The organism is Streptomyces sp. NPDC047853 (genome assembly GCF_043204535.1).
Taxonomy (GTDB): Bacteria; Actinomycetota; Actinomycetes; order Streptomycetales; family Streptomycetaceae; genus Streptomyces.
Genome location: NZ_JBIDCI010000003.1, coordinates 38921 through 62816, shown reverse-complemented (window position 1 = coordinate 62816; position 23896 = coordinate 38921). Strand labels below are relative to the sequence as shown.

Annotated in this window: 29 protein-coding genes; 8 read left to right on the top strand and 21 right to left on the bottom strand. The window is 72.6% G+C overall.

Going from position 1 to position 23896, the window contains the following annotated elements:
* Window positions 1-170 precede the first annotated feature (170 nt).
* Window positions 171-1580, top strand: a complete 1410-nt coding sequence (locus ACGF5T_RS07160; RefSeq protein ID WP_366768625.1) for a SpoIIE family protein phosphatase — start codon at window positions 171-173, stop codon at window positions 1578-1580.
* Window positions 1581-1715: 135 nt separating this feature from the next.
* On the opposite strand, the gene ACGF5T_RS07155 is transcribed toward ACGF5T_RS07160, so the two are convergent.
* From ACGF5T_RS07155 to ACGF5T_RS07140, 4 genes are all read right to left on the bottom strand, one after another.
* Complete coding sequence (locus tag ACGF5T_RS07155) at window positions 1716-2051, bottom strand: DUF2516 family protein (protein WP_356608578.1); 336 nt, start codon at window positions 2049-2051, stop codon at window positions 1716-1718.
* A 116-nt stretch (window positions 2052-2167) separates the two neighbouring features.
* Window positions 2168-2764 carry a hypothetical protein gene (locus ACGF5T_RS07150; RefSeq protein WP_356608580.1) on the bottom strand — a complete coding sequence of 199 codons (597 nt, stop codon included), beginning with the start codon at window positions 2762-2764 and terminating at the stop codon, window positions 2168-2170.
* A 77-nt stretch (window positions 2765-2841) separates the two neighbouring features.
* Window positions 2842-3354, bottom strand: coding sequence for a helix-turn-helix transcriptional regulator (locus tag ACGF5T_RS07145; RefSeq protein ID WP_366768626.1), 513 nt, complete (start codon window positions 3352-3354; stop codon window positions 2842-2844).
* Window positions 3355-3500: 146 nt separating this feature from the next.
* Window positions 3501-3860: a helix-turn-helix domain-containing protein gene (locus ACGF5T_RS07140; protein ID WP_356608584.1), complete on the bottom strand. Its 360-nt coding sequence runs from the start codon at window positions 3858-3860 to the stop codon at window positions 3501-3503.
* Between the two features lie 51 nt (window positions 3861-3911).
* On the opposite strand from ACGF5T_RS07140, the gene ACGF5T_RS07135 reads away from it, so the two are divergent.
* Window positions 3912-4802 carry an NAD(P)-binding domain-containing protein gene (locus ACGF5T_RS07135; protein WP_366768627.1) on the top strand — a complete coding sequence of 297 codons (891 nt, stop codon included), beginning with the start codon at window positions 3912-3914 and terminating at the stop codon, window positions 4800-4802.
* Between the two features lie 38 nt (window positions 4803-4840).
* On the opposite strand, the gene ACGF5T_RS07130 is transcribed toward ACGF5T_RS07135, so the two are convergent.
* The 3 genes from ACGF5T_RS07130 to ACGF5T_RS07120 form a co-directional block, all read right to left on the bottom strand.
* The gene (locus ACGF5T_RS07130; protein WP_366768628.1) at window positions 4841-5896 is read right to left on the bottom strand and encodes a phosphotransferase; all 1056 of its coding nucleotides are present in this window, start codon (window positions 5894-5896) and stop codon (window positions 4841-4843) included.
* Window positions 5897-6148: 252 nt separating this feature from the next.
* Window positions 6149-6889, bottom strand: coding sequence for an HAD-IA family hydrolase (locus ACGF5T_RS07125; RefSeq protein ID WP_366768629.1), 741 nt, complete (start codon window positions 6887-6889; stop codon window positions 6149-6151).
* Complete coding sequence (locus tag ACGF5T_RS07120; protein ID WP_356608592.1) at window positions 6889-7764, bottom strand: winged helix-turn-helix domain-containing protein; 876 nt, start codon at window positions 7762-7764, stop codon at window positions 6889-6891. The genes ACGF5T_RS07125 and ACGF5T_RS07120 overlap by 1 nt, the downstream gene beginning before the upstream one ends.
* 149 nt (window positions 7765-7913) lie before the next feature.
* Between ACGF5T_RS07120 and ACGF5T_RS07115 the strand changes: the two genes are divergently transcribed.
* Window positions 7914-8102: a hypothetical protein gene (locus ACGF5T_RS07115; protein ID WP_356608594.1), complete on the top strand. Its 189-nt coding sequence runs from the start codon at window positions 7914-7916 to the stop codon at window positions 8100-8102.
* Window positions 8103-8113: 11 nt separating this feature from the next.
* Here ACGF5T_RS07115 and ACGF5T_RS07110 read toward each other — a convergent pair whose 3' ends face one another.
* Window positions 8114-9025, bottom strand: coding sequence for a winged helix-turn-helix domain-containing protein (locus tag ACGF5T_RS07110; RefSeq protein WP_366768630.1), 912 nt, complete (start codon window positions 9023-9025; stop codon window positions 8114-8116).
* A 154-nt stretch (window positions 9026-9179) separates the two neighbouring features.
* Between ACGF5T_RS07110 and ACGF5T_RS07105 the strand changes: the two genes are divergently transcribed.
* Window positions 9180-9365, top strand: a complete 186-nt coding sequence (locus ACGF5T_RS07105; RefSeq protein WP_053133286.1) for a hypothetical protein — start codon at window positions 9180-9182, stop codon at window positions 9363-9365.
* A 160-nt stretch (window positions 9366-9525) separates the two neighbouring features.
* Here ACGF5T_RS07105 and ACGF5T_RS07100 read toward each other — a convergent pair whose 3' ends face one another.
* The 3 genes from ACGF5T_RS07100 to ACGF5T_RS07090 form a co-directional block, all read right to left on the bottom strand.
* A complete protein-coding gene (locus tag ACGF5T_RS07100) occupies window positions 9526-10782 on the bottom strand; it encodes a GNAT family N-acetyltransferase (RefSeq protein WP_366768631.1) in 1257 nt (418 codons plus the stop codon).
* A 533-nt stretch (window positions 10783-11315) separates the two neighbouring features.
* On the bottom strand, window positions 11316-12362 hold the full coding sequence (locus ACGF5T_RS07095) for an asparaginase (RefSeq protein WP_356608600.1): 1047 nt from the start codon (window positions 12360-12362) through the stop codon (window positions 11316-11318).
* Window positions 12363-12452: 90 nt separating this feature from the next.
* A complete protein-coding gene (locus ACGF5T_RS07090) occupies window positions 12453-13073 on the bottom strand; it encodes an aerial mycelium formation protein (protein WP_356608602.1) in 621 nt (206 codons plus the stop codon).
* 168 nt (window positions 13074-13241) lie between these two features.
* On the opposite strand from ACGF5T_RS07090, the gene dtd reads away from it, so the two are divergent.
* Entirely contained in the window at window positions 13242-13667 is a 426-nt protein-coding gene (dtd, locus tag ACGF5T_RS07085) for a D-aminoacyl-tRNA deacylase (RefSeq protein ID WP_356608604.1), read from the top strand.
* Between the two features lie 35 nt (window positions 13668-13702).
* Here the strand turns inward: dtd and ACGF5T_RS07080 are convergent, their stop codons facing one another.
* From ACGF5T_RS07080 to ACGF5T_RS07070, 3 genes are read right to left on the bottom strand one after another with little or no spacing between them, the layout of a single operon-like run.
* Window positions 13703-14668, bottom strand: coding sequence for a folate-binding protein (locus ACGF5T_RS07080; RefSeq protein ID WP_356608606.1), 966 nt, complete (start codon window positions 14666-14668; stop codon window positions 13703-13705).
* 9 nt (window positions 14669-14677) lie between these two features.
* The gene (locus tag ACGF5T_RS07075) at window positions 14678-15115 is read right to left on the bottom strand and encodes a transcriptional repressor (protein ID WP_356608608.1); all 438 of its coding nucleotides are present in this window, start codon (window positions 15113-15115) and stop codon (window positions 14678-14680) included.
* A 16-nt stretch (window positions 15116-15131) separates the two neighbouring features.
* Window positions 15132-15707 carry an FABP family protein gene (locus ACGF5T_RS07070; protein WP_356608610.1) on the bottom strand — a complete coding sequence of 192 codons (576 nt, stop codon included), beginning with the start codon at window positions 15705-15707 and terminating at the stop codon, window positions 15132-15134.
* A 251-nt stretch (window positions 15708-15958) separates the two neighbouring features.
* On the opposite strand from ACGF5T_RS07070, the gene ACGF5T_RS07065 reads away from it, so the two are divergent.
* A complete protein-coding gene (locus tag ACGF5T_RS07065) occupies window positions 15959-16321 on the top strand; it encodes a DsrE family protein (protein ID WP_356608612.1) in 363 nt (120 codons plus the stop codon).
* 79 nt (window positions 16322-16400) lie between these two features.
* On the opposite strand, the gene ACGF5T_RS07060 is transcribed toward ACGF5T_RS07065, so the two are convergent.
* The 7 genes from ACGF5T_RS07060 to ACGF5T_RS07030 all read right to left on the bottom strand — a co-directional run bounded on the left by ACGF5T_RS07060 (window position 16401) and on the right by ACGF5T_RS07030 (window position 21766).
* Window positions 16401-16676 carry a DUF3099 domain-containing protein gene (locus ACGF5T_RS07060; protein WP_356608614.1) on the bottom strand — a complete coding sequence of 92 codons (276 nt, stop codon included), beginning with the start codon at window positions 16674-16676 and terminating at the stop codon, window positions 16401-16403.
* 85 nt (window positions 16677-16761) lie between these two features.
* Window positions 16762-17049: a DUF1416 domain-containing protein gene (locus ACGF5T_RS07055; RefSeq protein ID WP_053133316.1), complete on the bottom strand. Its 288-nt coding sequence runs from the start codon at window positions 17047-17049 to the stop codon at window positions 16762-16764.
* 40 nt (window positions 17050-17089) lie between these two features.
* Window positions 17090-17935 carry a sulfurtransferase gene (locus tag ACGF5T_RS07050; protein WP_361019038.1) on the bottom strand — a complete coding sequence of 282 codons (846 nt, stop codon included), beginning with the start codon at window positions 17933-17935 and terminating at the stop codon, window positions 17090-17092.
* A 416-nt stretch (window positions 17936-18351) separates the two neighbouring features.
* Window positions 18352-19089: a DUF2993 domain-containing protein gene (locus tag ACGF5T_RS07045; protein ID WP_356608618.1), complete on the bottom strand. Its 738-nt coding sequence runs from the start codon at window positions 19087-19089 to the stop codon at window positions 18352-18354.
* 162 nt (window positions 19090-19251) lie between these two features.
* Window positions 19252-20562 (bottom strand): hypothetical protein, encoded by a 1311-nt coding sequence (locus ACGF5T_RS07040; protein ID WP_366768632.1) that lies wholly within the window; start codon window positions 20560-20562, stop codon window positions 19252-19254.
* A gap of 2 nt (window positions 20563-20564) precedes the next feature.
* The gene (locus tag ACGF5T_RS07035; RefSeq protein ID WP_053133327.1) at window positions 20565-20819 is read right to left on the bottom strand and encodes a MoaD/ThiS family protein; all 255 of its coding nucleotides are present in this window, start codon (window positions 20817-20819) and stop codon (window positions 20565-20567) included.
* A 62-nt stretch (window positions 20820-20881) separates the two neighbouring features.
* Window positions 20882-21766 carry an alpha/beta fold hydrolase gene (locus ACGF5T_RS07030; RefSeq protein WP_366768633.1) on the bottom strand — a complete coding sequence of 295 codons (885 nt, stop codon included), beginning with the start codon at window positions 21764-21766 and terminating at the stop codon, window positions 20882-20884.
* Between the two features lie 257 nt (window positions 21767-22023).
* Between ACGF5T_RS07030 and ACGF5T_RS07025 the strand changes: the two genes are divergently transcribed.
* Window positions 22024-22800, top strand: coding sequence for a response regulator transcription factor (locus ACGF5T_RS07025; protein ID WP_361019050.1), 777 nt, complete (start codon window positions 22024-22026; stop codon window positions 22798-22800).
* A 54-nt stretch (window positions 22801-22854) separates the two neighbouring features.
* The gene (locus ACGF5T_RS07020; RefSeq protein ID WP_356608626.1) at window positions 22855-23877 is read left to right on the top strand and encodes a LacI family DNA-binding transcriptional regulator; all 1023 of its coding nucleotides are present in this window, start codon (window positions 22855-22857) and stop codon (window positions 23875-23877) included.
* Window positions 23878-23896: the final 19 nt, after the last annotated feature.

Sequence of the window (23896 nt, the reverse complement as noted above, 5' to 3'; positions counted from 1 at the left end):
GTCGACGTGTCCAACTGCGGTACATAACGCGGCATATGACAGTGGCCGATGGCGGTCCGGCGTGTCCTGGACCATTCCGCAGCGGCGCCGTCACCCGCTATGGTCCCCGTCGGTGGGTCGAGGTCCCTCGCCCCGCCATGCCCTCGGGGGGAGGGAAGGAAACCAAGACGATGCCCGTACCCGTACCGCGGCAGAGGGCGATCCCGGCCGTGGAGTGTGGTCAGGCGCCCGCCGCGTCCCCGGACAGCGGCCCTTCCACGGAACTGGCCCCGCCCGGGACGACCCCGGCCGAAAGCCCCACCAGTCAGCGAGAGAACCCGACGGAGAAGCGCGAGAAGACGACGGAACGGACCAGGGACGAGCGCGAGAGCGCCGTCCCCACCAACCTGACGGTGCTGCTGATCGAGGACGATCCGGGCGGCTCGCCGATCGTGCCCGACCTGCTCGACCCGGCGGGCCGGCCGATCCGCGTCCGCACGGCCCGCAACCTCACCGAGGCCGGGCGGCTGCTGACCGACGACGTCCACTGCATCCTGCTGGACCTCGCCCTGTCGCCCGCACCGGCCCGCACCGGCGCCGAGAGCGGCGACGGCGCCGGTGACGGAGCGGACGAGCTGGCGGTGCTGCGGCACGTGCTGGAGCTGGCGCCCCGGCACGCCGTGCTCGCCCTCACCTCCTCCAGCGACGCCGAGCGCGGCGCGGAGGCCGTGGCGGTCGGCGCCCAGGACTACCTGTTCCGGGACGAGCTGGACGGCCGCCTGCTGAGCCGGGCGATCCGCTACGCCGTCGAGCGCAAGCGGTCCGACTCGGCGGAGCGGCGTCTGGCCGAGGGCCGGCTGCGCGCCCAGGAGAACCGCCGGCTGGAGCGCGGCCTGCTGCCCACGCCGCTGCTGGCCGGCTCCCCGCTGCGCTTCGCCGCCCGCTACCGCCCGGGCCGCTCCCGCGCGCTGCTCGGCGGTGACTTCTACGACGTCGTCCGCACCCCGGACGGCACCGTGCACGCCATGATCGGCGACGTCTGCGGGCACGGGCCGGACGAGGCGGCCCTCGGCGTGGAGCTGCGGATCGCCTGGCGGGCGCTGACCCTCGCGGGGCTCTGCGGCGACCAGCTGCTGGGCACGCTCCAGCAGGTGCTGGAGCACGAGCGCGCGCACGACGAGATCTTCGCGACCGTGTGCACCGTGGACATCACCCCGGACGGCCGCCGCGCCGGCCTGTGCCTGGCCGGGCACCCGGCACCGCTGATCGCCGGCCCGGGCACGCCCGCACGGCTCCTGCCCTACGACAACAACGGCCCGGCGCTGGGGCTGCTGCCCGGCGCCCGCTGGCCGCGGATGCAGGTGGAGCTGGGCGCCGAGTGGAGCCTGATGCTCTACACCGACGGCCTCATCGAGGGCCACGTCGGCCAGGGCCGGGAGCGGCTCGGCCAGGACGGCATGGTGGAGATGGTCCGCCGCCAGCTCGCCGAGGGTCTGCAGGGCGAGCATCTGCTGCGGGCGACCGTCAACGAGGTCCGCCGGCTCAACGGCGGCGAGCTGGCGGACGACGTGGCCGTGGTCCTGCTGGACCGGTCGGCCTGAGCTGTCCTGCCGGAACGGTCGGCCTGAGCTGTCCTGCCGGAACGGTCGGCCTGAGCTGTCCTGCCGGAACGGTCGGCCTGAGCCGCCCGGTCCCGCCTCGGCCTCGGCTCCCGGGTACGCGGCCCGAGGCCGGCTTCAGCGCCCGCCGTTGTACGGACCGTACGGGCCGTCGCTGCTGGAACCGCGGCGGCTGCTGCGTCCGCCGCCCGGCAGGCCGCGCAGCGCGGGCCGTACGTCGACCATGTACACGATCGTCGCGATGAGGCCGATGATCGGCAGGAACGACAGGACGTTGAAGATCAGGTTCACCACGAAGGCGAGCGCGAGGATGATCAGCCAGAACGGCTTGGTCTTCTTGTCGGCCGCGCGGTAGGCGTCCTCACGGCGCGTGGCGGCGTCGATCAAAGCGAAGCCGCTGAAAACGATCAGGGCCATGCTCAGCAGCCACATGAAGCCTGCGAACCCCTGCATCAGCACAACGTCCACCACCAGACTCGGGTCGTCCTTACGCGGTCACCGTACCCGGAGAACGGGCCGGACACCCCAAGGGTGCCCGGCCCGCTCCCCACTCGCCGTGCCCCGCGCCCCTACTGGGCGGGCGGCACCGTCTTCTTGCCGGTGGTGCTCTTCTTGGCCGGAGCCTTGCGCGGGGCGGGCGTCTTCTTCGCCGCGGCCGACTTGTCGTCGGTGACCTCGACCGACTCGGGCTTGGCGGGCTCGACCGCGATGGCCAGCTCCTCCACCTCCGCGGCGACGTCCTCGATGCCGTCGGCGGCCTGGCCGCGCCAGGTGCGCACCGCGTGCTCACCGCGCTCGGCGACCTTCTCGTAGGCCTCCCGGGCCTTGACGGCGTACTCGGCGGCGACGCCGACCGAGCGCAGCGCGAGGTCCTGGGCGGTCTCGCCGAACTTCTTGAAGTCGGAGTCGAGGGAGCCGAACAGCTCGTTGGCCTTGGCCTGGAGGCTGCCCTGCGTCTCCTTGACGCGGGCCGTCGCCTTCTCCTGGACGGCCTTCGGGTCGGTGTTGCGCACGGCCTCGATCCGCGCCGGTGCCTCGGCGCGCAGCTGCTCGACCAGCACCGGCACCTTCTTGGCCTGCTGGAAGGCCAGGTCGGCGGTGCCCGCGGCGAAGTAGAGCGGGGTGGGGTCGCTGAGGGTCTTGCGCAGGTCGTCGGTGATGGCCATGGTGATGGTCCTCCGGAAAATACGTTCGACTGAGGGTTGTGTGGTGGTCCCGCGCCCGGTCGGCTGCTCGCTCCCGCTCATCCGGCCGTCCGCGGCGGGCCGGCGTCGCTGCCGCCGGTCGTACGGGGGTCGTGGCCGGGTATGGAGGCCGCCACCCCGGCGGTGCCGCCCGCCGTCGCGTCCTCGTACCCCGCCTCGCCGTCCGCGCCGTCCGCGCCGTCCGCGTCGTCCGCGTCGGGCCCGAAGCCGTTCTCCTTGCGGAACGACTCGTAGATCTGGAGCAGCACCTGCTTCTGCCGCTCGTTGAGCGAGGGGTCGGCGAGGAGGACCGCACGCGTCTCCACGTCGTCCCGGTCCCGCTCCGCGTCGAGGATCCCGGCGCGCACGTACAGCGTCTCGGCGGAGATCCGCAGCGCCTTGGCGACCTGCTGGAGCACCTCCGCGCTCGGCTTGCGCAGCCCGCGCTCGATCTGGCTCAGGTACGGGTTGGACACGCCGGCGGCCTCGGCGAGCTGGCGCAGCGACAGCTGCGCACTGCGCCGCTGCTCGCGCAGGTACTCACCGAGATTGCCGACGTTGAGCGATGCCATGCCTCCACCATGCAGCACGTCGCTAACTATTGCAAGCAGGTGCTTGCAATAGTGCGCTACACGCCGCCGCGTGTCCCCCTACCCACTTTTTTGTGGGTACTTGGCAGGGCGAGGCCACCGTCGGAAGCTGAGGGGGCGGGCAGGGATCAGGAGGCCGGGCGTACGGCGGCCTCCGGGCCGGCCAGCCGGTCCAGGCGGCGGTGGCCCCAGTCGGAGAGGGGGGAGAGGGCCTCGGCGAGATCGCGGCCGAACGCGGTCAGCGAGTACTCGGTCTTCAGCGGCAGCACGTCGTACACCCGTCGGTCCACCAGGCCGTCCGTCTCCATCTCCCGCAGCGCCTGGGTCAGCACCTTCTCGGTGAGACCGGGCGCCTTCCGGCGCAGTTCGGCCGGCCGGTGCGGGCCGGACTCCAGCAGCCACAGCAGCGTGGTCTTCCACTTGCCCTCGATCACGGCGATCGCGGCGGTCACTCCGCAGACGTTCGGATCGTGGCGCCGGTGTGCCATCTCACGCCCCCATTCCTCAGCAATTGTTCACTACGTTACGGGAGTTGCAGCATGACCGCACAGACCGACCAGCCCGCCGCCGTCACCGTCCTCGGGCTCGGCCCGATGGGCCGGGCGCTGGCCGCCGCGTTCCTGGACGCCGGGCTGCGCACCACCGTCTGGAACCGCACGCCCGGCCGGGACACCGACCTGGTCGCCCGGGGCGCGGTGTCGGCGTCCTCGGCCGCGGAGGCCGTCGCGGCATCCCCGCTGACCGTCGTCTGCGTGGTGAACTACGACGCCTCGGACGCCGTCCTGCGGCAGGAGGCCGTCATCGCCGCCCTCAAGGGCCGTACGGTCGCGAACCTGAGCGCCGACATCCCCGAGCGCGCCCGGGACACGGCCGAGTGGGCCGCCCGGCACGGCGTCCGCTACCTGGACGGCGCGATCATGACGCCCACCACGACCATCGGCACGGACGACGGGGTGTTCCTGTACAGCGGTCCCGAGGAGCTGTACGGGGAACACCGCCCCGTACTGGCGGCGCTCGGCGGCAGCCACACCCACCTCGGCGAGGACGCCGGCCGGGCCGCCGCCTACGACGTCGCGCTGCTCGACGTCTTCTGGACGGCGACGGCCGGCTTCACGCACGCCCTCGCCCTGGCCCGGGCGGAGGGCATCACCGGCGCCGAGTTCGCGCCCTTCGCCCAGGGCATCGCCGCGATCCTGCCGGAACTGTTCACCGAGTTCGCCGCCGACACCGACGCCGGCACGTACTCGGGCGAGCTGAACCCGATCACCTCGGCCGCCTCGACCATGGCGCACGTCGTCCACGCCTCCGAGGCCCACGGCATCGACGCGAGCCTGATGCGGGTGATCGAGGGCCAGGCCCGCCGGGTCATCGCCCGCGGCCACGGCACCGACGGCTACAGCCGCGTCGGCGAGGTGATCACGGGGCGCTGACGGGAGGGCGCCGCGGGGAGGGGGCGTTCCCGGGGAAGCTAGCGCCCCGGGGCCTCCGGCTCCCCGGCCGGCATCCCGGCGGACTCGCGGTGCCGGCGGACCAGCGCCGCCATGATCTGCCGCCGGTTCGGCACGTCCTCCAGGGCGAGCGGTCCGGCGGCGGCGGTCAGGACGTCCTGGAGCTTCCCGGCCACCCGCGGAAGGGCGGACCAGCGCAGGCCGGTCTCGTCGCGCAGGGACATCGCGGCGCGCACGATGTCCGTGTACACCGACTGAGCCCTCTTGAAATCCGTGATCAACCGCAGGTCGCGTTCCCATCCGCGGGAACTGCCGGGGCAGATCCCTTCCACCACCCCGCACCATTCCCGGATCAGGCGCTCCTCCTGATCGGCCGGGTACCGCATCAGGTAGAGATGGGTGGCCAGGTCGTAGAGCGGGTCACCGACCATGGCCAGCTCCCAGTCGATCGTCCAGAGGCCGCCCTCCGGGTCGATGACGAGGTTCTCCCGGTGCAGGTCCGCGTGGAGCAGGCAGAAGGGCCGCTCGGTCAGTCCGGTCACGTTCTCCGAGAGCCGGACCAGGGATGCGTCCCGTACGCCGAGGTCCGCGAAGAGCGCGCCGAACTCCGGCCGGTTGGCCGCGTAGACCTGCTCCTCGACGAAGGCGACGAGGCGTCGCAGGAAACCCTCGGTGTCCCCGTCCTCCGGAGCGTCCCGCGGTGAGCAGCGCCGCTCCACGCGCAGCGTCCGGGCCGTGATGGGGACCATCTGCCGGAACAGGCCGACGATCTGCTCGAACACCGGGTCGGGCACCCGCCGGCCCCACCAGCGGTGCGCGCCGAGGGTCCGGCCCTCGATGAACGTCTGGAGTCCCATGCCCTCGACGTCGACGACGTCGGGCACCCGGTCGATCCGGCCCTTCAGGCCCCGGAGCAGCTCCTCCTCCGACCGGAAGCACCTGCGGTCGAACCAGAGGCTCGTGGAGCGCGGCTCCCGCAGCTTCACGGGTCCCGCCCCGCCCGGCGGCGAGAGCACGTACGTCTCGTGGTGGTAGCCCCGGAGCGGGCCCCTGACCAGGGACGCGCCACCACTCATCGCTTCGGCTCGCTGCCTGACGGGCGAGGCCAGTCGGGGTGTCATCCTGTGCGTTCTGCCCGTCCCGGTGGTGCCAGTGGGGTAAGACGGACGGCACGTTACTGCACGGTCCTGGAGCGCGCGTGGAGAACCCGGCCCTCGGACACCCTCGTGCCCGCCCCCGGGGGAACAGGCGCACGCCCGAACGGTTCCGTCCACCCGGACGGGACGTCGGACCACCCGGACGGGCCGTCGGACCACCCGGAGGGGACGTCAGGGTCTCCTGGGGCTCCGCAGCAGGCGCAGCAGCGGTTCGAAGGAGTCGACGAGCGTCTGGGCGCCGGCGTCCCTGAGGAGCTTCGCCTTGCGTGCGTCGCGGGCGTAGCCGAGGAAGGGGACGCCGGCCCGCCGGGCGGCCTCGCAGTCGGAGGGGGTGTCGCCGATGAACAGCGAGTCGGACGGGGCGGCGCCCAGCGCGCTGAGGGCGCGGACGACTGTGTGCGGGTCGGGCTTGAGCAGGCCGAGTTCCCGCGTGCGCCCGTAGATGTGCGGGGTGAAGCACGGCAGCAGGCCGCGGCCGGTGAGGTAGGTGCGCACGACCCGCGGGGAGTTGTTGGTGGCGACGGCCAGCCGCACACCCACCGCCGTCCAGGTCCGGATCAGCGGATCGGCGTACGCGGTCGGCATCGCGGAGGCGGTGGCCCGCAGCTCCTCGTGGGTGAGGCGTTCCTCCAGCTCCTCGACCAGGTCGCTGCGCGGGTGCCGGCGGTCGACCGCGCGCAGCACCGCGTGGGGGTCGGGGGACTCCCGTTCGTCCTCGGTCAGCAGCCCGCGCAGGCCCCGCCGTTCGAGCCAGTCGACGAGGTCGCCCGCCACCAGATCCGCCCGGTGCCCGGCGAACAGGCGGCAGATCGGCCCGTCGAAGTCCCAGAGCACGAAGCGGGCACCGCTCACCAGTCGCTCGAGGTTCCCCGTGTCCGCCGCCGGCCCGGTCCGCGTCGCATCAGAAGTCACTAGGAGAGTGTCATGTCCGAGGTGATGGTTTCCCAGAGGGCGTCGAACCACTTCTGCGATTCCTCCACGAACACCGCGTCCCGGTGCCCCGCCCGCTTGAGGAAGGAGAACAGCAGCGACTGGGAGCCCAGGGCGTCGTACATCTCCAGCGTCCGGCTCTCGTACTCCTCCTCGCGCCGGGTGAGCATGTAGTAGCCGAACAGCGCCTCCTCGCCGTTGAGCAGGTAGAGCTTCACCGGCGGGGTGAACGGCAGCGCGCGGAAGGCGATGTGCACGTCGACGCGGTGGGTGGACCGTACGGCGTGCAGGTTGTGCTGGAGCACCCGGGCCTGGGCGTTGCGCATCTGGAGCCAGCGCTGGTGGACCGGGTCGTCCGGCTCGTCCTCGACCAGGACCGGGAAGGCCAGCGCGATGTCCCGCGACGGCATCAGGACGCGGAAGTCGATGGCCTCCGGACGGATGCGGCCCTCGTGGATCAGGCGGAGCGGCTCGCTCAGGGCCAGCATCAGGGTCTCCGAGGTGTGGCACACGACGTCGACCCGTACGCGCGGTACGGAGAACGCCTCCGACAGCCGGGGTCCGAGGGACACCATGGTCGGCTGCGGTTCGCCCCGCGGGGTGGCGGGCTCGGCGATGCGGGGCGGGCTGCCCTTGCTGACGTTGGTGAGCAGGCCGTCCTCCTGGAGCGCCCGCAGGGCCTGGCGGACGGTGCCGCGCTCCACGCCGAACTCGTCGGCCAGCTCGGCCTGGGTGGGCAGGCGGTCGCCCGCCTTGAGATCTCCCCCGCGGATCCGTTCCCGCAGGACATCGGCGATCTCCTGGGACGAGAGCCTTCTGCTGCCGTTCACCGAGACGTTCTCCTGAGTCACGACCAAACGCTACAACTCCGACCTACCTAGAGGGAGTTGTTTGAAACTTGTTTATAACTAGCAGCCAAGTGGGGACAACATAGTCAGAGTTGGTTGCCAACTTGGTCTAGTTGGCGGAAGTTTTCCCGTCCCGAACTTCCGAAGGGGGAAAGACCATGCCCGTCCTCGCTCTTCTCTCCACGCTCCTCGTCGTCGCCTTCGAGCAGATCGTCCAGTGGAAGTACGGCGCCACCGGCCTCATCGGCCTGCTCCTGCTCACCGTGGGCATCAAGGCGAAGAGCCCTTCCGTCAGCTCCGCCGGAGCGGTGGTGCTGGCCCTCCTGGTCGCGGGCCCCGCGCTGTGACCGGGAGGTGATCACGCCGTGAGCAGCAGCTCCGAACTGATCGTCTCCCACAGCGCGTCGAACCACTTCCGCGACTGCCGCACGAACGCCCCGTCGCGCAGACCACCGGTCCGCTCGAAGGCGAACAGCGTCGAACGGATGCCCTCCGCGTCGTACGTCTCCATCGGCTCGTGATCGATCTCCTGCTCGCGCCGGCCGACGGTGTAGTACGCGAGGAGGGCTTCCGTGCGGTTGAGCACGTACAGCTTCACGGGCGGCGTGAAGGGCAGCGCCCGGAAGGTGACGCGCACGTCGATGCCGTGCGTGGCCCGCAGGCTCAGCAGATTGTGCTGGAGCACCTGGCCCTGGGCGTTGCGCATCGCCAGCCACCGCTCGTGCACCGGGTCCCCGTCCCCGCGGCCGCTCACCGCCACCGGGAACGCCAGCTCGATGTCCCGGCCCGGCAGCAGCACGCGCACGTCGATCTTGGCCGGTTTGCGTCGCCCCGCGTGGACCTCGCGCAGGGCCTCGCCGAGGGCCAGGGTGAGGGAGACCGAGGTCAGGCACAGGGCGTCGATCTCGACGTGGGGGGCGGCGAAGGCCTCGGCGATCCGGGGCGCGAGGGCGGCCGTGGTGGGCATCGGCGGCGCCTCGGACCCGGTCGGGGCGCCGCGCGGATCGGGCGCGACGGTCGCGGGGCTCCCCTTGGACACATTGGTGAGCAGACGTTCCGACTGCAGGACGCGCAGGGCCTGGCGGACGGTGCCGCGCTCCACGCCGAACTCGTCGGCCAGCTGGGCCTGGGTGGGCATGCGCCGGCCCGGCCGCAGCTCACCGGACCTGATCCGGGCGCGCAGCTCGTCGGCCACCTCGCGAGGCGTCACCTGTGGCCGCTGCGGTCTCTTCCGTCCGTTGACGGGGGCATGTTCCGGCTCCACGACCAAACACTACAACTTCCCGCCATCTTTGGGCAGTTCAAGCGAAGGTGGTTATGAGTCGCTTCCAAGCGGAGATAAGTAAAGTGAAGTTGGCAGCCAACTTGAGCAACGTGGTCGAACCTCCCAAGGGTTGGCCACCACGGTGAACAGGGGGTCCACCATGCCGCTCATCGCCCTCGTCGTCGCCGCTCTGGCCATCGGGTTCGAGCAGCTCGTGCAGTGGAAGTACGGGCCGATGGGCATCATCGCGTTCGTCGCGCTGTCCATCGGCATCAAGGCGAAGAACACCATGATCGGCGGTGTGGGCGCGGTGATCCTCGTGATGCTGCTCGCACAGTCCGGCTGAACCGGCGTACTGCTGTCCGGGCCCCCTTCCGGAGGGGAGCCGGGAGCCCGGACAGTCAGTCGGCACCACCGCACGACCAGCACCACCGCACAACAACCACAACTGAAGAGCACGCGCTACGGATGCGCGCACCCACCCGTCACCGGCAGAAGGGAGCAGCTCAGAACATGTCCGGGCACCAAGGCCGCCTGGACGTACGCAGCAGGGCGTCGGCCACACGGGCGGCGCCCGCTCGTATCTCCCGGAGCCGGCCCAGCGCGGCCAGCCGCACGGCCGACTCGTCGCCCAGCCACAGCGCCGCCAGCTCGGCCACGTCGAGCCCGAGGTGGGCGCTCTCGGTGGTCGGCGTGCAGGACGCCCCGTCCGCTCCCGCCTCCAGCCGCCACCGCCCGCCGGTCAGCCCCGCCCGGTCCTCGATCTCCAGCACCAGTGAGCCCGCCCCCTCGTACGTACGCGCCTCCAGCGCCCGTACGACGTCCAGGATCCGCACCCAGAGCCAGTCGGCCTGCGTGGTGATCCTGGCCGCGCGCGGGTCCGGCAGGAGATGCGGGAGCAGGTCGTCGGGGGACCGCCAGCCGCTCTTCACCGTGGTGACCCAGTCGATCGAGCACAGGTAGCCCCACAGGGCGCGCTCGGCGGCCGGTGTCACCGCCAGCAGCCACTGCACCGTCGCCGTGTTCAGCGGCTGCTTGGCGTCGCCCCAGTGGTCGTCGGCCGTGTAGGCGACCATGCCCTCGACCTCGCCGTCCGTCGAGCGGTACACGGCGAAGAAGGGCTCGGTCCACGGGGAGTCGTAGGTGCTCAGCACGCCGGTCCGGATCTGCCACCACAGCTCCGGCCGGCTGACCGCGCCCGGCTGGGCCCGGCGCAGCCGCTCGTGCAGCTCGGGGCCGAGCTTGCGGACGTCCTCGCCGTCGACGAGGTCGATCCGGCCGCCGTCCTCGGGGGCCGCCCAGCGGGCGTCGAGTCCGGCGCGGGGCACGTCGACCGTCCACTCGGTCATGGTGGTGGCGGGGCCGAAGCCGTACCGGCCGTAGATCGGGTACTCGGCCGCGATCAGGGTCGCGAGGACGTCCCCGCGCTCCTTCGCCGCCGCCAGGTCCTGGGCCATCATGCGGGTGAGCAGGCCACGGCGGCGGTGGGTCGGGGAGACGGTGACGTTGGAGATCGCGTCGGCGGGGACGAGGGCGCCTCCGACGGCGGTGACCTCCTGGTCGAAGGACCGGAAGGTCGCCACACAGCGCTCCCCGTCGAAGGCGCCGAGCGAACGGCCGGGCACGAACAGGTGGCGGCGGGCCTCCAACTGCTCCGGCGCGACGGCCGGCGGCATCAGGAACCCGGTGTTCAGGGCCCGCTGCCAGTCGGGGAACTCGGCCTCGGTGATGGGGCGTACGTCGATGTCGGTGCGGCTGGTCATGTCCTCACGGTAGGTCGGCCGCCCCGCCCGCGTCGCGGGCATTTACGCCCCACCCGCCCCGAAGCGGGGGCGCTCCGCCCGACCCGAAGCACGAGCCCCCCGCCCGATCCGGAGCACGGGCCCTCCACCCGACCCCGCCAACCGGGCCGCACCAGCCCTCCGCCCAGCCCCGGCACCAGCCCTCCGCCCGACCCGGAGCACGAGCCCCCGCCCGACCCGAAGCACAGGCCCTCCACCCGACCCCGAGCACGAGCCCTCCACCCGACCCGAAGCACGAGCCCCCCGCCCCACCCGGAGCACGGGCCCTCCGCCCGACCCCGCCAACCGGGCCGCACCAGCCCTCCACCCGGCCACGGCACCGGCGCTCCCCGGCCCCGCCAGGCCACCGCACCGACTGCGCCCGGCCCAGCCGAGCCCAGCCCCAGCCCCAGCCCCAGCGCAGGCATCTGGCCCGGCTCCGCCAAGCCGACGCACCGCCCGTCCGCCCCGCCCCATCGCCCGGCCGCCCGCCCCACGGCCCCCGGGCCCGGCCCTCAGAACGCCGCCCGGATCTCCCCCACCTCGCGCCCGCCGCCGAGGAGGGGCGCACGGCCGATGCGGTCGACCACGGGGCCCTCCACGCCCATCAGCGTCAGCGCGCGGCCCAGGACCGGCCCCAGGGCCCGGGTCGCGCCGTCCTCCACCTTGAAGGCGAGCGCGCGGCCGTCCGGCAGGGCCACCGCCTGGACGGCCTCCGCGCCCATCTTGGACAGGGTGCCGGGCACCTCGCGCATCAGCCAGGTGTCGGGGCGCCGGGTGCCGGCCACGTACTCGGGGTGGGCGCGCATCGCGTCGGCGACCCGGCGCTCCGCCGTGCCGGGCTCGGCGCCGACGAAGGAGCGGAAGGCGCGGGCCAGTCCGACCAGGCCGATCGCCATCAGCGGCGCGCCGCACCCGTCCGTGCCGACGGCGGCGACCGGCTCGCCCGCCGCGTCCTCCACGACGCCGTGGATGATCCGCTGCAACGGGTGCTCCGGGTCGAGGTACGACTCCACCGGCCAGCCCCGCTGGACGCAGACCGCCAGCATCGCGGTGTGCTTGCCGGAACAGTTCATGGTGATCCGGTCGGGCGACGCGCCCGACGCCAGGTAGGTGTCCCGCTCCTCGGGGTCCAGGGGGAGGTCGGCCGGGCACTGGAGCAGGGCCGGGTCCAGGCCGTACTCGTCCAGCATCTTGCGGACCAGATCCCGGTGAAACGATTCTCCGGAATGGCTCGCGGCAGCCAGCGCCAGCCGCTCCCCCGAGAGGTCGAGCCCGGCCCGCAGCACCCCGGCCGCCTGCATCGGCTTGTTGGCGGAGCGCGGGAAGACCGGCGCCGTCACGTCCCCCAGCGCCAGCTCCACCGTCCCGTCGGCGTCCAGCACGACCAGCGCGCCCCGATGCCGCCCCTCGACGAAGCCGGACCGGACCACCTCGGCGAGGACGGGCGGTACGACGGGTGGGAGGGCGGACGGGGGCCCGGGCCGACGGTCGTCCCCCCGCTCGGGCGGAACCGGGAGCGGGGACGGGTCGGTCGGCTGGGGCGAGTGGGGGGCGGGCATCGGCGGTGGCCTTCCGGACGGGTGACCCGCCGCGGCGACGGCCCGGGGTCACCGGGCCGGGGAGGGGCGGCCGGAACGCCGCCCCTCGTGTCACACCAGCAGGTCGTCGACTTGTGCTTCCCCCTCACGGTACCGGCGTGCGATCTCCGCGCTGCAGTCGTCCGCGGTGCGCTGGAGCCGCTGCCGCCGCCGGGACACCTGCTGCTCGTAGCGCACGAGCCGGCCCGCCCCGGTGGTCAGCTCGACGTCGGTGCGGGCCGTCAGGTCGGACAGCTCCACCTCGCCGAGCATCTCCGCGGCCAGCCGCCGGCACTCCTCGCTGCGTGGCGTGCCCAGCGTCACGTGGCGCGCGGAGGACCGGTGCCGGGCCGGGGCGTCGGCCAGGATCTCCGACAGCCGCTCGACGACGGACCCCGTCGCCGCCGTGGTCACCACGGAGGTGGGACCGCGCCGGGCCAGCTCCGCGCGCAGGATGTCGATCCGCCCCTGCAGCAGGCGGCGCACATAGCTGAGATCGGCCTCCTCGCGCTGGGCGTCCCGGCGCAGGGTGCGCAGTTCGGGCAGGCTCAGCGCGGTCAGGTCGTGCCCCGCAGGAGCCGCGGGCAGCTCCGGGCTGTCCGTGCGCTGCACGGGTGGCCGGGGCGCCTCCAGGCCCCCCGGATATGTCAACGCGACAGTCCCAAGCGGCTGCCCCGTACTCGGTGTGCTCATTCGCCTCAACCGTCCCCTCGACCGGCGTCTGGGAGCATCGTGCCACCCCAAGTGGCCGCTATGTGACCGAGTGCCCACGATCGGCCCCAGATGGGGGGTTAGGGAGCGAAAAAAACCCCGTACGGGCCCGCGTGCCCACACCCTGGGGGCGCACGGCATCATGACGGGATGCGTGCAGTGGTACAGAGGGTGGACGGCGCGAGCGTCGTCGTGGACGGCGAGACGGTGGGGGCGATCGACGGCGAGGGCCTGTGCGTCCTGGTCGGCGTCACCCACGAGGACACCAAGGAGAAGGCCGCGCAGCTGGCCCGCAAGCTGTGGTCGGTGCGGGTGCTGCACGACGAGAAGTCGTGCAGCGACGTGGACGCCCCGCTGCTGGTGATCAGCCAGTTCACCCTTTACGGCGATGCCCGCAAGGGCCGCCGCCCCACCTGGAACGCCGCCGCGCCCGGTGACGTGGCCGAGCCGCTCGTCGACGAGGTCGTGGCGCGGCTGCGCGCGCTGGGCGCCACCGTGGCGACCGGACGCTTCGGCGCGCACATGCGGGTGTCGCTGACGAACGACGGCCCGTTCACGGTGCTGCTGGAGGTCTAGCGCCGCGCCGGGCCGGGCCGTCCCAGCCTTCCGTCCTACGGTTGGACGACCGTCTCCTGGGCGGCGGCCGTGTCCTCCGCCATCAGCCGGGCGTCCACCGGCACGTTCCGCTTCACCAGGGCGAGGGCGACCGGGCCCAGCTCGTGGTGGCGTACGGACGTGGTGACGAAGCCGATCTTGCGGCCGTCCGGCCCGTCCTGCGCGAGGCGCACCTCGGCCCCGGCGGGCGGCAGGTGGACCTCGCTGCCGTCCAGGTGCAGGAAGACCAGGCGGCGCGGCGGCTTGCCGAGGTTCTGCACCCGGGCGACGGTCTCCTGACCCCGGTAGCAGCCCTTCTGCAGGTGGACGGCGGTGCCGATCCAGCCCAGCTCGTGCGGGATGGTGCGGTGGTCGGTCTCGAAGCCGACCCGGGGGCGGTGCTGCTCGACGCGGAGCGCCTCGTGGGCGAGGATCCCGGCCGGCGGTCCCGCCTCGGCGGCGAACGCCTCCAACTCGGCGCGCGGCAGGAAGAGGTCGCGGCCGTACGGCGTCTCGCGGACGACGGCGCTCGCGGGGGGCGCCGCGATGGAGCCGGCCGGCAGGTGGACGACCGCGGTGTCGGCGGTGCGGTCGGCGACCTCGACCCGGTAGAAGAACTTCATCGACTCCAGGTAGGCGATCAGCGCCTCCTGGCTGCCGGGCTCCACGTGGGCCCAGACGGTCGTGCCGTCGTCGACGAGGTACAGGGCGTGCTCGATGTGGCCGTTGGCGGAGAGGATCAGCGCCTCGGCGGCCTGGTGGGCCGGCAGGTCGCTGACGTGCTGGGTGAGCAGCAGGTGCAGCCAGCTCAGCCGGTCGTCGCCGGTGACGGCGACCACACCGCGGTGCGAGAGGTCGACGAATCCGGTGCCGTCGGCGAGGGCACGCTGCTCGCGGAACAGGTCGCCGTAGTGGGCGGCGACGCCTTCGTCCACGCCCTCGGCGGGGACGGCGCCGGGCAGGGACAGCAGGGGACTCTTCATACGCCTAGCCTACGACTCGGTAGTTGAACCCTTACGGGAACAGTCCTGGCACCGGCCGAAGATCGCGAAGTGCTTCATGTCGGTGTCGAAGCCGAACTGCTCGCGCAGCTTGGCGGTGAACTCGGCGGCCACCGACAGGTCGGCCTCGATCACGTGGGTGCAGTCCCGGCAGACCAGGTGGATGTGGTGGTGCCGGTCGGCCAGGTGGTAGGTGGGCGCGCCGTGCCCGAGATGGGCGTGGCTCACCAGCCCGAGCTCCTCCAGGAGCTCCAGCGTGCGGTAGACGGTGGAGATGTTGACCCCCGACGCCGTCTTCCTCACTTCGCCGAGGATGTCGTCGGGGGTCGCGTGTTCCAGATGGTCGACGGCTTCGAGCACCAGCTGCCGCTGCGGGGTCAGCCGGTAGCCGCGCTGCCTGAGGTCGCTCTTCCAGTCGGTGCTCACCACACCCAAGAGTCTAGGACTACTTGAAGAAAGCGATCCCGTCGTCCGGCATGTCGTCGGGCAGCGCCTTGGCCCAGCGCTCGACGTCCTCCGGGGTGACGACCTTCTTCAGGTGCGCCGACATGTAGGGGCGCAGCTCGACCTCGGGGGTCTGCTTCTCGCCGACCCACATCAGGTCGCTCTTGACGTACCCATACAGGCGCTTGCCGCCGGTGTAGGGCCGGGAGGCGGCCGTGCGGGCCACCGCGTCCGTGACCAGGTCGATCTGCGGCTTCTGGTCGGCCAGCTCGCCGTACCAGATCTCGATGACGCCGTCGTCGCGGGTCATCGTGGCCTCGACCTTGCGGTTCGCGTCGATCCGCCAGAAGCCGTACTCGGACTCCAGGGGGCGGACCTTGTTGCCGTCCTGGTCCAGGACCCAGGTGTGGGACCGGTACTCCAGGAAGTCCCGGCCGTCGTGGGTGAAGGAGACCTCCTGCCCGAAGTTGCACTTCTCGGCACCGGGGAAGTCGTGCACGCCCGCACCCGCCCAGTCACCGAGCAGGAAGACGAGCGGGACGAGGTCCTTGTGGAGGTCGGACGGGATCTCGATCATGAGCAGAACTTCCTGGCGTGGGGGATCAGCGCTGGCCCTGGTACAGCTTCTTCACGGTCAGCCCCGCGAAGGCGAGGACGCCGACGCAGACCAGAACCAGCAGGGCTTCGAAGAAGATCTCCACGGGGTGCTCCTCGGTGATGCGGAGTGCGGTGCGTGCGCTACACGCACAGGGCCGGCACCCAGCTTACGCGGCCGTGCCCGGGCCCACCGGGCGAGGTGGGCCCGCGGTGCGGCCGTACCATGCGGCCATGGCGAAGAAGCTCGTGATCAAGGTGACGGCGGGGGCCGATGCCCCCGAGCGGTGCTCGCAGGCGTTCACGGTGGCGGCGGTGGCCGTGGCCAGTGGCGTCGACGTCTCCGTGTGGCTGACCGGCGAGTCCGCGTGGTTCGCGGTGCCGGGCCGGGCGGCCGAGTTCGAGCTGCCGCACGCGGCGCCGCTGCCCGACCTGCTGGACTCGATCCTGGCCGGCGGCCGGGTGACGCTGTGCACCCAGTGCGCGGCGCGGCGGGACCTCACCGAGCAGGACGTGATCGAGGGGGTGCGGATCGCGGGTGCCCAGGTCTTCGTGCAGGAGGCGCTGGCCGACGACACGCAGGCGCTGGTGTACTGACCGGCGGGCCCGGGAGCCCTTGCCCGGCGCCGGCCGGGCGGACCGGGCGGAGGGGTGGGCCGGGCGGGCCGGGCGGGGTTCAGGGCCGGTCCCGGTGCCGCGGGCCCTTCTTTCCGTCCAGCTCGTCCCACCACTCGTCGGACCGGGGGTCGCCTGAGGGGTCGTCCCACCAGCGGTCGTCGGGGCCCCGGCGGTTGGCGACGATCGCGGCGAGCGGGGGGATGACCATGGCGACCAGGCACATGCCGACGGCCGCGGGGACCGACCAGAGGCGGACGACGCCCCACGCCAGGACGAACAGCGCGATGCAGATCCCCATCATCACGAAGTAGCGGTGCCGCCGCCGCGCGTACATGCCTCCAGCGTAGGTCCGGGCGTGCCGAAGGGCCGCACCCCGGGCGTCCAACCCGCGGGGTGCGGCCCCTCGAAGCCGCCGGCCGTCAGACGGCGATCGCGACCTCCGCCAGTCCACCCTGCTGGGCGACGACCGTGCGGTCGGCGCTGGCACCCGGGACGAGCGCCCGCAGGGTCCAGGTGCCCTCGGCCGCGTAGAACCGGAACTGGCCCGTCGCGGAGGTGGGGACCTCCGCCGTGAACTCGCCGGTGGAGTCCAGCAGCCGGACGTAGCCCGTCACCGGCTCGCCGTCGCGGGTCACCTGGCCCTGGATCGTGGTCTCACCGGGCTTGATCGTCGAGGCGTCGGGGCCGCCGGCCTTCGCTCCGCACATGTCGTACTCCTGAGGGGTTGGGAAAGGTCGGGCGGGGTGCTTACTTCGCGGCGCCGAGCTCGATCGGCACGCCGACGAGGGAGCCGTACTCGGTCCAGGAGCCGTCGTAGTTCTTGACGTTCTCCACGCCCAGCAGCTCGTGCAGGACGAACCAGGTCAGGGCCGAGCGCTCACCGATGCGGCAGTAGGCGATGGTGTCCTTCGCCAGGTCGACCCGCTCGTCGGTGTAGAGCTGCTTCAGCTCGTCGTCCGACTTGAAGGTGCCGTCGTCGTTGGCGTTCTTCGACCACGGGATGTTGCGGGCGCTGGGCACGTGGCCCGGGCGCTGCGACTGCTCCTGGGGGAGGTGGGCCGGGGCGAGGAGCTTGCCGGAGAACTCGTCGGGCGAGCGGACGTCGACCAGGTTCTGCGCGCCGATCGCCTGGACGACGTCGTCGCGGAAGGCACGGATGGAGGTGTCCTGCGGCTTGGCCTTGTAGTCGGTGGCCGGGCGCTCGGGGACCTCGGTGCCGTCGACCAGCTCGCGGGCGTCCAGCTCCCACTTCTTGCGGCCGCCGTCGAGGAGCTTGACGTTGTCGTGGCCGTACAGCTTGAAGTACCAGTAGGCGTAGGACGCGAACCAGTTGTTGTTGCCGCCGTAGAGGACCACGGTGTGGTCGTTGGAGATGCCCTTCTTCGACAGGAGCTTCTCGAAGCCCTCCTGGTCGACGAAGTCGCGGCGGACCGGGTCCTGGAGGTCCTGGGTCCAGTCGATCCGGATCGCGTTCTTGATGTGGTTCTTGTCGTACGCGGACGTGTCCTCGTCCACCTCGACGATCGCGATGCTCGGGTCGTCCAGGTGGTCCTGCAGCCAGTCGGCGTCGACCAGGACGTCGCTGCGGCTCATGTTTTCTCCTCCGGGGCAGGTGCGGCGGGGCGTGCGGCGAGAGGGTGCGCGCTCATGCCGGGGCGGCGCGCGGGTGCCCTCGACGGCAGGGCGGTGAGGGGGACACGGACGGCGGCGTCGCCGTCCGCTCAGAAGGTGCGACAGAGCATGGCGGCAACGCGGCACAGGTCCACTGCCCGCCGCTTCGTGAGGTCCGCCTGTCGCTCCATAGGTCCCGATCGTAGGGAGGGTCGACGGGCGATGTCACCGGCGTGTCGCCATATGAGACGGGATCGTCCGCAAGGTGAGACACGGGCGGGCCTCAGGGTGCCGCCGGGCGGCGTCCGGGCGGGACTTCCGGGATGGCATCTGCGGTACGGACAGCTCCGTCTCGTCTGTCGGACGCGGGGCGTCGCCGACGGCGGACGCTCGACGTCCTACCCGGCCAGCTCGATGTTCGAACCCCGCACCGTGATCTCGACGCCGTCCCGCGCCGCCTCGACCTTGTCCAGCTCGATGCCGCCGGGCAGCTCGTCGATGCCCTGCTGGAAGTCGGTGATGGCCCGGATCCGGGACTCGGCGAGCTGCCTGCCGCCGACCGTCGGCAGCCCGTCGGCGACGACCTCGACGTTGTTGTCCTTGACCGTGACCGAGCTGAGCACGTCGACCGGCTCGGGCAGTTCCACGCCCAGCACCGTGGCCCGGAGCGACACCTTGATCTTGCCGTCGCCGCCGTCGGAGAGGCCCACCACCTTGGCGGTGATGCCGGGGCCGATGTCCGTGGGCTCGGACTTGGTGGCCTTCATCAGCTCGTCGTAGCCGACGGTCGCGGTGCCGGTGGCGGTGGCCGCCGTGGCGGAGCCGAAGTCGCTGGAGAACTCGACGCCCCGCATGGTCGCGTGCAGCTCGTCGATACGGATCTTGTCGGCGCCGTCGCCGGTGGACGCCTCGTAGTCGCCGATGCCGATCTCGACCTCGTCGAGTTCACCGGCCGCGGCCTGGGTGAGGAAGGGGAAGCCGTTGATCGAGACGTCCGGCGTCGAGGCCAGGTTCTCGGCGGACCGTATCCTGTCCGCCGCCTCGCCCTCGGCGAAGTTGACCGCCACGCGGTCCGCGATCACGAAGAGCCCGCCGAGGATCACGACGACGATCAACAGTATTCGCAGTGCACGCATGCGGTGTTCCCCACCTGGGCGGTCGACGACGGTCCCCGACGGCCGGCGGCCGTCCAGCGCGAGCGTAACGCGACCGGAACGGGCCGCCGGGTTTTTGTCGATCAGCTGTGACAGGAGAGGTCACCGGCGCCGTGACAGGGGTACCGGAGACCTCGGGACGGCTCAGCCGAGCGCCCTGCCGAGTACGTACACGGCCGGTGCCGCGGCCGCGAGGGGCAGCGCGACGCCCGCCGTGAAGTGCACGAACCGGGACGGGTAGTCGTAGGCCGCCGCCCGGTGCCCGATCAGCGCGCACACCGCCGCGCCCGCGCCGAGCAGCGCCCCCGACGTCCCGAAGTCCGTCATCGAACCGACCGCGATGCCCGCCCCGGCCGCCGCGAGCAGCGCGACGACCAGGGAGGCGGGCGTCGGCAGCGGAAGGGCGCGGGCCACGACGGCGACCGCCACCGCGACCGCGCCGACGGTCACCGCGTCCGCGTCGGCGGCGAGGTAACCGCCCGCGAGGACGGCCAGGGCCGCCGCGGCGACGGTCGCCATCAGGCCGTACATCCGCTCGTCGGGGTCGGCGTGCGAACGCAGTTGGAGGACGAGGGAGAGCAGCACCCACACGCCGAGCGCGCCGAGGATCGCCGCCGGGGAGCGGTCCGACACCAGCATGGCCGCGTCGGCGGCGAGGGCGCCCGCGAAGCCCAGCGCGATGCCCTGCCGGGCCGGCCACATGCCGTTCAGCCGGAACCAGCCCGCCGCGGTGACGGCCTGCAGGGCGACGAGCGGGACGAGCAGGGCGTACGTGCCGAGCGCCGCGGCGCCGGCCAGCAGCAGCCCGAGCAGCGCGGTGAGCCCGGCCGGCTGCATCCCCGGGTCGATGATGGGCGAGCGTCCCTCGGCACGGGCACGCTGGGCGTCGGTGACCCGCGTGTTCCCGGCGAGGGTCGCGGGGCCGTATCCGGCGGCGGGGGCCTGCACGGCGGGCTCGTGCCGAGCCGGAGGTTCGGGTCGGGGCTGCGGCTGGGGCTGAGGGGCGTAGGCGTGCGACGGCGGTTGTGGCTGTGACGGGTACGGCTGTGACGGGTACGGCTGCGGCTGCGGCTGGGACCCGTGCGAGTACGACGGCTGCGGCGCGTACTGCTGCGCCCCGGGCGCGTGGCCACCGGCCGTCCCGTACGGCGTGCCCGTCGGGTCCTGGTAGCCCTGCGGCGGCAGGTACGCCGTCTCCTCCGCGGAGACCGGCGGCTGCACCTGGGTCTCCCAGGTCTGCCCCTGCCACTGCTGGGTGTACTGGGCGGCGTCCGGGTCCTCGTACGCCGGCCGGCCCTGGTACCCCTGCTGCCCCTGGGCCTGCTGGTGTGCGGGCCACGCCTGGGCGGCGTACCCCGCCTGTCCCTCGTACCCCTCGTGTCCCCCGTACGGCTGATTCTGCCCGTACGAGGGGTCGTACGGCTGGTCGTACGGCTGCTGCGGCTGGTCGGTCATGCTCACCCTCCTGCGAACGGCGGGAGCACCTCGACCGTGCCGCCGTCGGCCAGCCGTACCGTCTCATGCCCGCGGGTGCCCACGGGGTCGCCGTCGACGAGGAACGAGCAGCGCAGCAGGACGCGCGTGAGTTCGCCGGGGTGCCGTTCGCGCACCGCGCCGAGCGCGTCGGCGAGCGTCGCCGCCTCGTACGGCTCCTCGGCCACCCCCGCCGCGGCCTTCGCGGCGGCCCAGTAGCGCACCGTGACCTTTGCCATCTGGATCCTTCGTCGCCGGTGCCGATCGGCGTCCGTGCCGATCGGCGGTGAACCCCGCCAGGCTAGCCCGCCCGGGCCACGGCCCAGTCGCCGATCCTGTGCAGCAGCTCCTCGCCGGACGCGTGCTCGGCGTGGCCCATCCCCGGCTCCACCCAGAGTTCCCCGTGGTCACCGGCCGCCTCGGCCAGCATCCGGGGGTGGTCGAGGGGGAAGTAGCCGTCCCGGTCCCCGTGCACGACCAGCAGCGGCGTCGGCGCGATCCGCCCCGCGGCCTCCACCGGCGACAGCGGCACCGGGTCCCAGTCCCGGTGGTGGATGCGGGTGCGCAGGCCGTAGCGGCCCACCAGGCGCCCCGTGGGCCGCATGACCAGCCAGTGCAGCCGGCGCATCGGTGCCGTCCCCCGGTAGTACCAGCGGGCGGGGGCGCTTACCGACACGACGGCGTCCGGACCCGGCCCGCCGTCGTCGCCGGACAGCGCGGCGTGCCGCAGCACCACCGAGCCGCCCATGGAGAAGCCGACGGTCACCACGCGCGCGTGCCCGAAGCCGCGGGCCCAGGCGACCGCCGCCGCCAGATCCAGCACCTCGCGGTCGCCGACGGTCGACCGTCCGCCGGAGGCGCCGTGCCCGCGGAAGGAGAACGTGACCACCGCGCCGTGGTGCGCGAGGGCCCTGGCGATCCGCCGTACGTGCGGGCGGTCGGCGTCCCCCGTGAACCCGTGCGCGACGACGAAGACCAGGTCGGGGGCGTCGGGACCGGCCGCGCCCGGCGCGTACACGGCGTCGATCGGCACCCCGTCCGAGGCGCGGAGGAAGGTGCGTGCGGACGTGCGGCGCGGCGTCCCGGAAAGCGTCTCGGAGGACGTCCCGGAGGGCGTCTCGGGAGGCGTCTCGGGATGTGGGCACTTGGTGGGACGCGCCACATGTCCCGCCCGGCGGTTGCTCATGTCGGCTATTCTGCTGGGCAGAGGACTCGGGCAACGTAGCCCCCGGGTCCTTTTGTGCTTCCGGGAGCGTTGCGCGGCGGTCGCCGAGCGATCGCCGAGCGTTCACCTCCCGGCCGCGCAGCGGGCCCCACGGGCACGGGATCCGCACCCGTACGAAGCAGTGCCGTAAACGTCCTCGCAGGGACCGAGGAGGAACCAGACGTTATGGGCGAGCGAACCGTGCACGACCGTAGGACGACCCAGGCAGGTGGGGCGCGATGAGTTCTCTGCTGCTCCTGACCAACGCCCTCCAGCCGTCGACGGAGGTGCTTCCCGCCCTCGGCCTGCTGCTGCACAACGTCCGGGTGGCGCCCGCGGAGGGCCCCGCCCTCGTCGACACCCCCGGCGCCGACGTCATCCTCGTCGACGGGCGCCGTGATCTTCCCCAGGTGCGCAGCCTGTGCCAGCTGCTGCGTTCCACGGGGCTCAGCTGTCCGCTGGTCCTCGTCGTCACCGAGGGCGGCCTCGCCGCCGTCACCGCCGACTGGGGCATCGACGACGTGCTGCTGGACACCGCCGGCCCGGCCGAGGTCGAGGCCCGGCTGCGCCTCGCCATGGGCCGCCAGCAGATCGTCGGCGACGACTCCCCCATGGAGATCCGCAACGGCGACCTGTCGGTCGACGAGGCCACGTACTCCGCCAAGCTCAAGGGCCGGGTCCTGGACCTGACCTTCAAGGAGTTCGAGCTGCTGAAGTACCTCGCCCAGCACCCGGGCCGGGTCTTCACCCGCGCCCAGCTCCTCCAGGAGGTGTGGGGGTACGACTACTTCGGCGGCACCCGCACGGTCGACGTGCACGTCCGGCGGCTGCGCGCCAAGCTCGGCCCCGAGCACGAGTCGCTGATCGGTACCGTCCGCAACGTGGGCTACCGCTTCGTCACGCCGGAGAAGCCCGAGAAGGCCGAGAAGCCCGAGAAGGCAGACAAGACCGACAAGGCGGAGAAGGCGGAGCGCGCGGCCGAGGGGGCCGAGGCGAGGGCTTCCACCAAGGTATGAACCAAGGGGTGATACGCCCTGCCCGGGGCGCATCCATCCGCGTAGACTCCGCGCGTGGCCAAGGTGACTCGGGATGACGTGGCGCGGCTGGCGGGGACTTCCACCGCCGTCGTCAGCTATGTCATCAACAACGGACCCCGGCCGGTCGCCCCGGCCACGCGCGAGCGTGTCCTCGCCGCGATCAAGGAACTGGGGTACCGGCCGGACCGGGTCGCCCAGGCCATGGCGTCGCGGCGCACGGACCTCATAGGCCTGATCGTGCCGGACGCCCGTCAGCCCTTCTTCGCGGAGATGGCGCACGCGGTCGAGTGGGCCGCCTCCGAGCGCGGGAAGATGGTCCTCGTCGGCAACTCCGACTACGTCGGCGAACGCGAGGTCCACTACCTGCGCGCTTTCCTCGGCATGCGGGTGTCCGGCCTGATCCTGGTCAGCCACGCCCTGAACGACCTGGCCGCGGCCGAGATCGACGCCTGGGACGCCCGGGTGGTCCTGCTGCACGAGCGGCCCGAGGCCATCGACGACGTCGCCGTCGTCACCGACGACCTCGGCGGCGCCCAGCTCGCCGTGCGCCACCTGCTGGAGCACGGGTACGAGTACGTCGCCTGCATGGGCGGCACCGCCGAGACGCCGTCCGTCGGCGACCCGGTCTCCGACCACGTCGAGGGCTGGAAGCGGGCGATGAAGGAGGCCGGGCTCTCCACCGAGGGCCGGCTCTTCGAGGCGCCGTACAACCGCTACGACGCGTACCGCGTGGCGCTGGAGCTGCTCGCCGGCCCGCAGCGGCCGCCCGCGATCTTCTGCTCCACCGACGACCAGGCGATCGGCCTGCTGCGCGCGGCGCGCGAGCTGCGCATCGACGTGCCCGGCGAGCTGGCGGTGGCCGGGTTCGACGACATCAAGGAGGCGGCCCTGGCGGACCCGCCGCTGACGACGGTCGCCTCGGACCGGTCGGCGATGGCGCGGGAGGCCGTGGACCTGGTCCTGGACGACGGCCTGCGGGTGGCGGGCTCCCGGCGGGAGCGGCTGAAGGTGTTCCCGTCGCAGCTGGTCCTACGGCAGTCCTGCGGCTGCGCGTAGGACCCGCCGACGGTCGCCT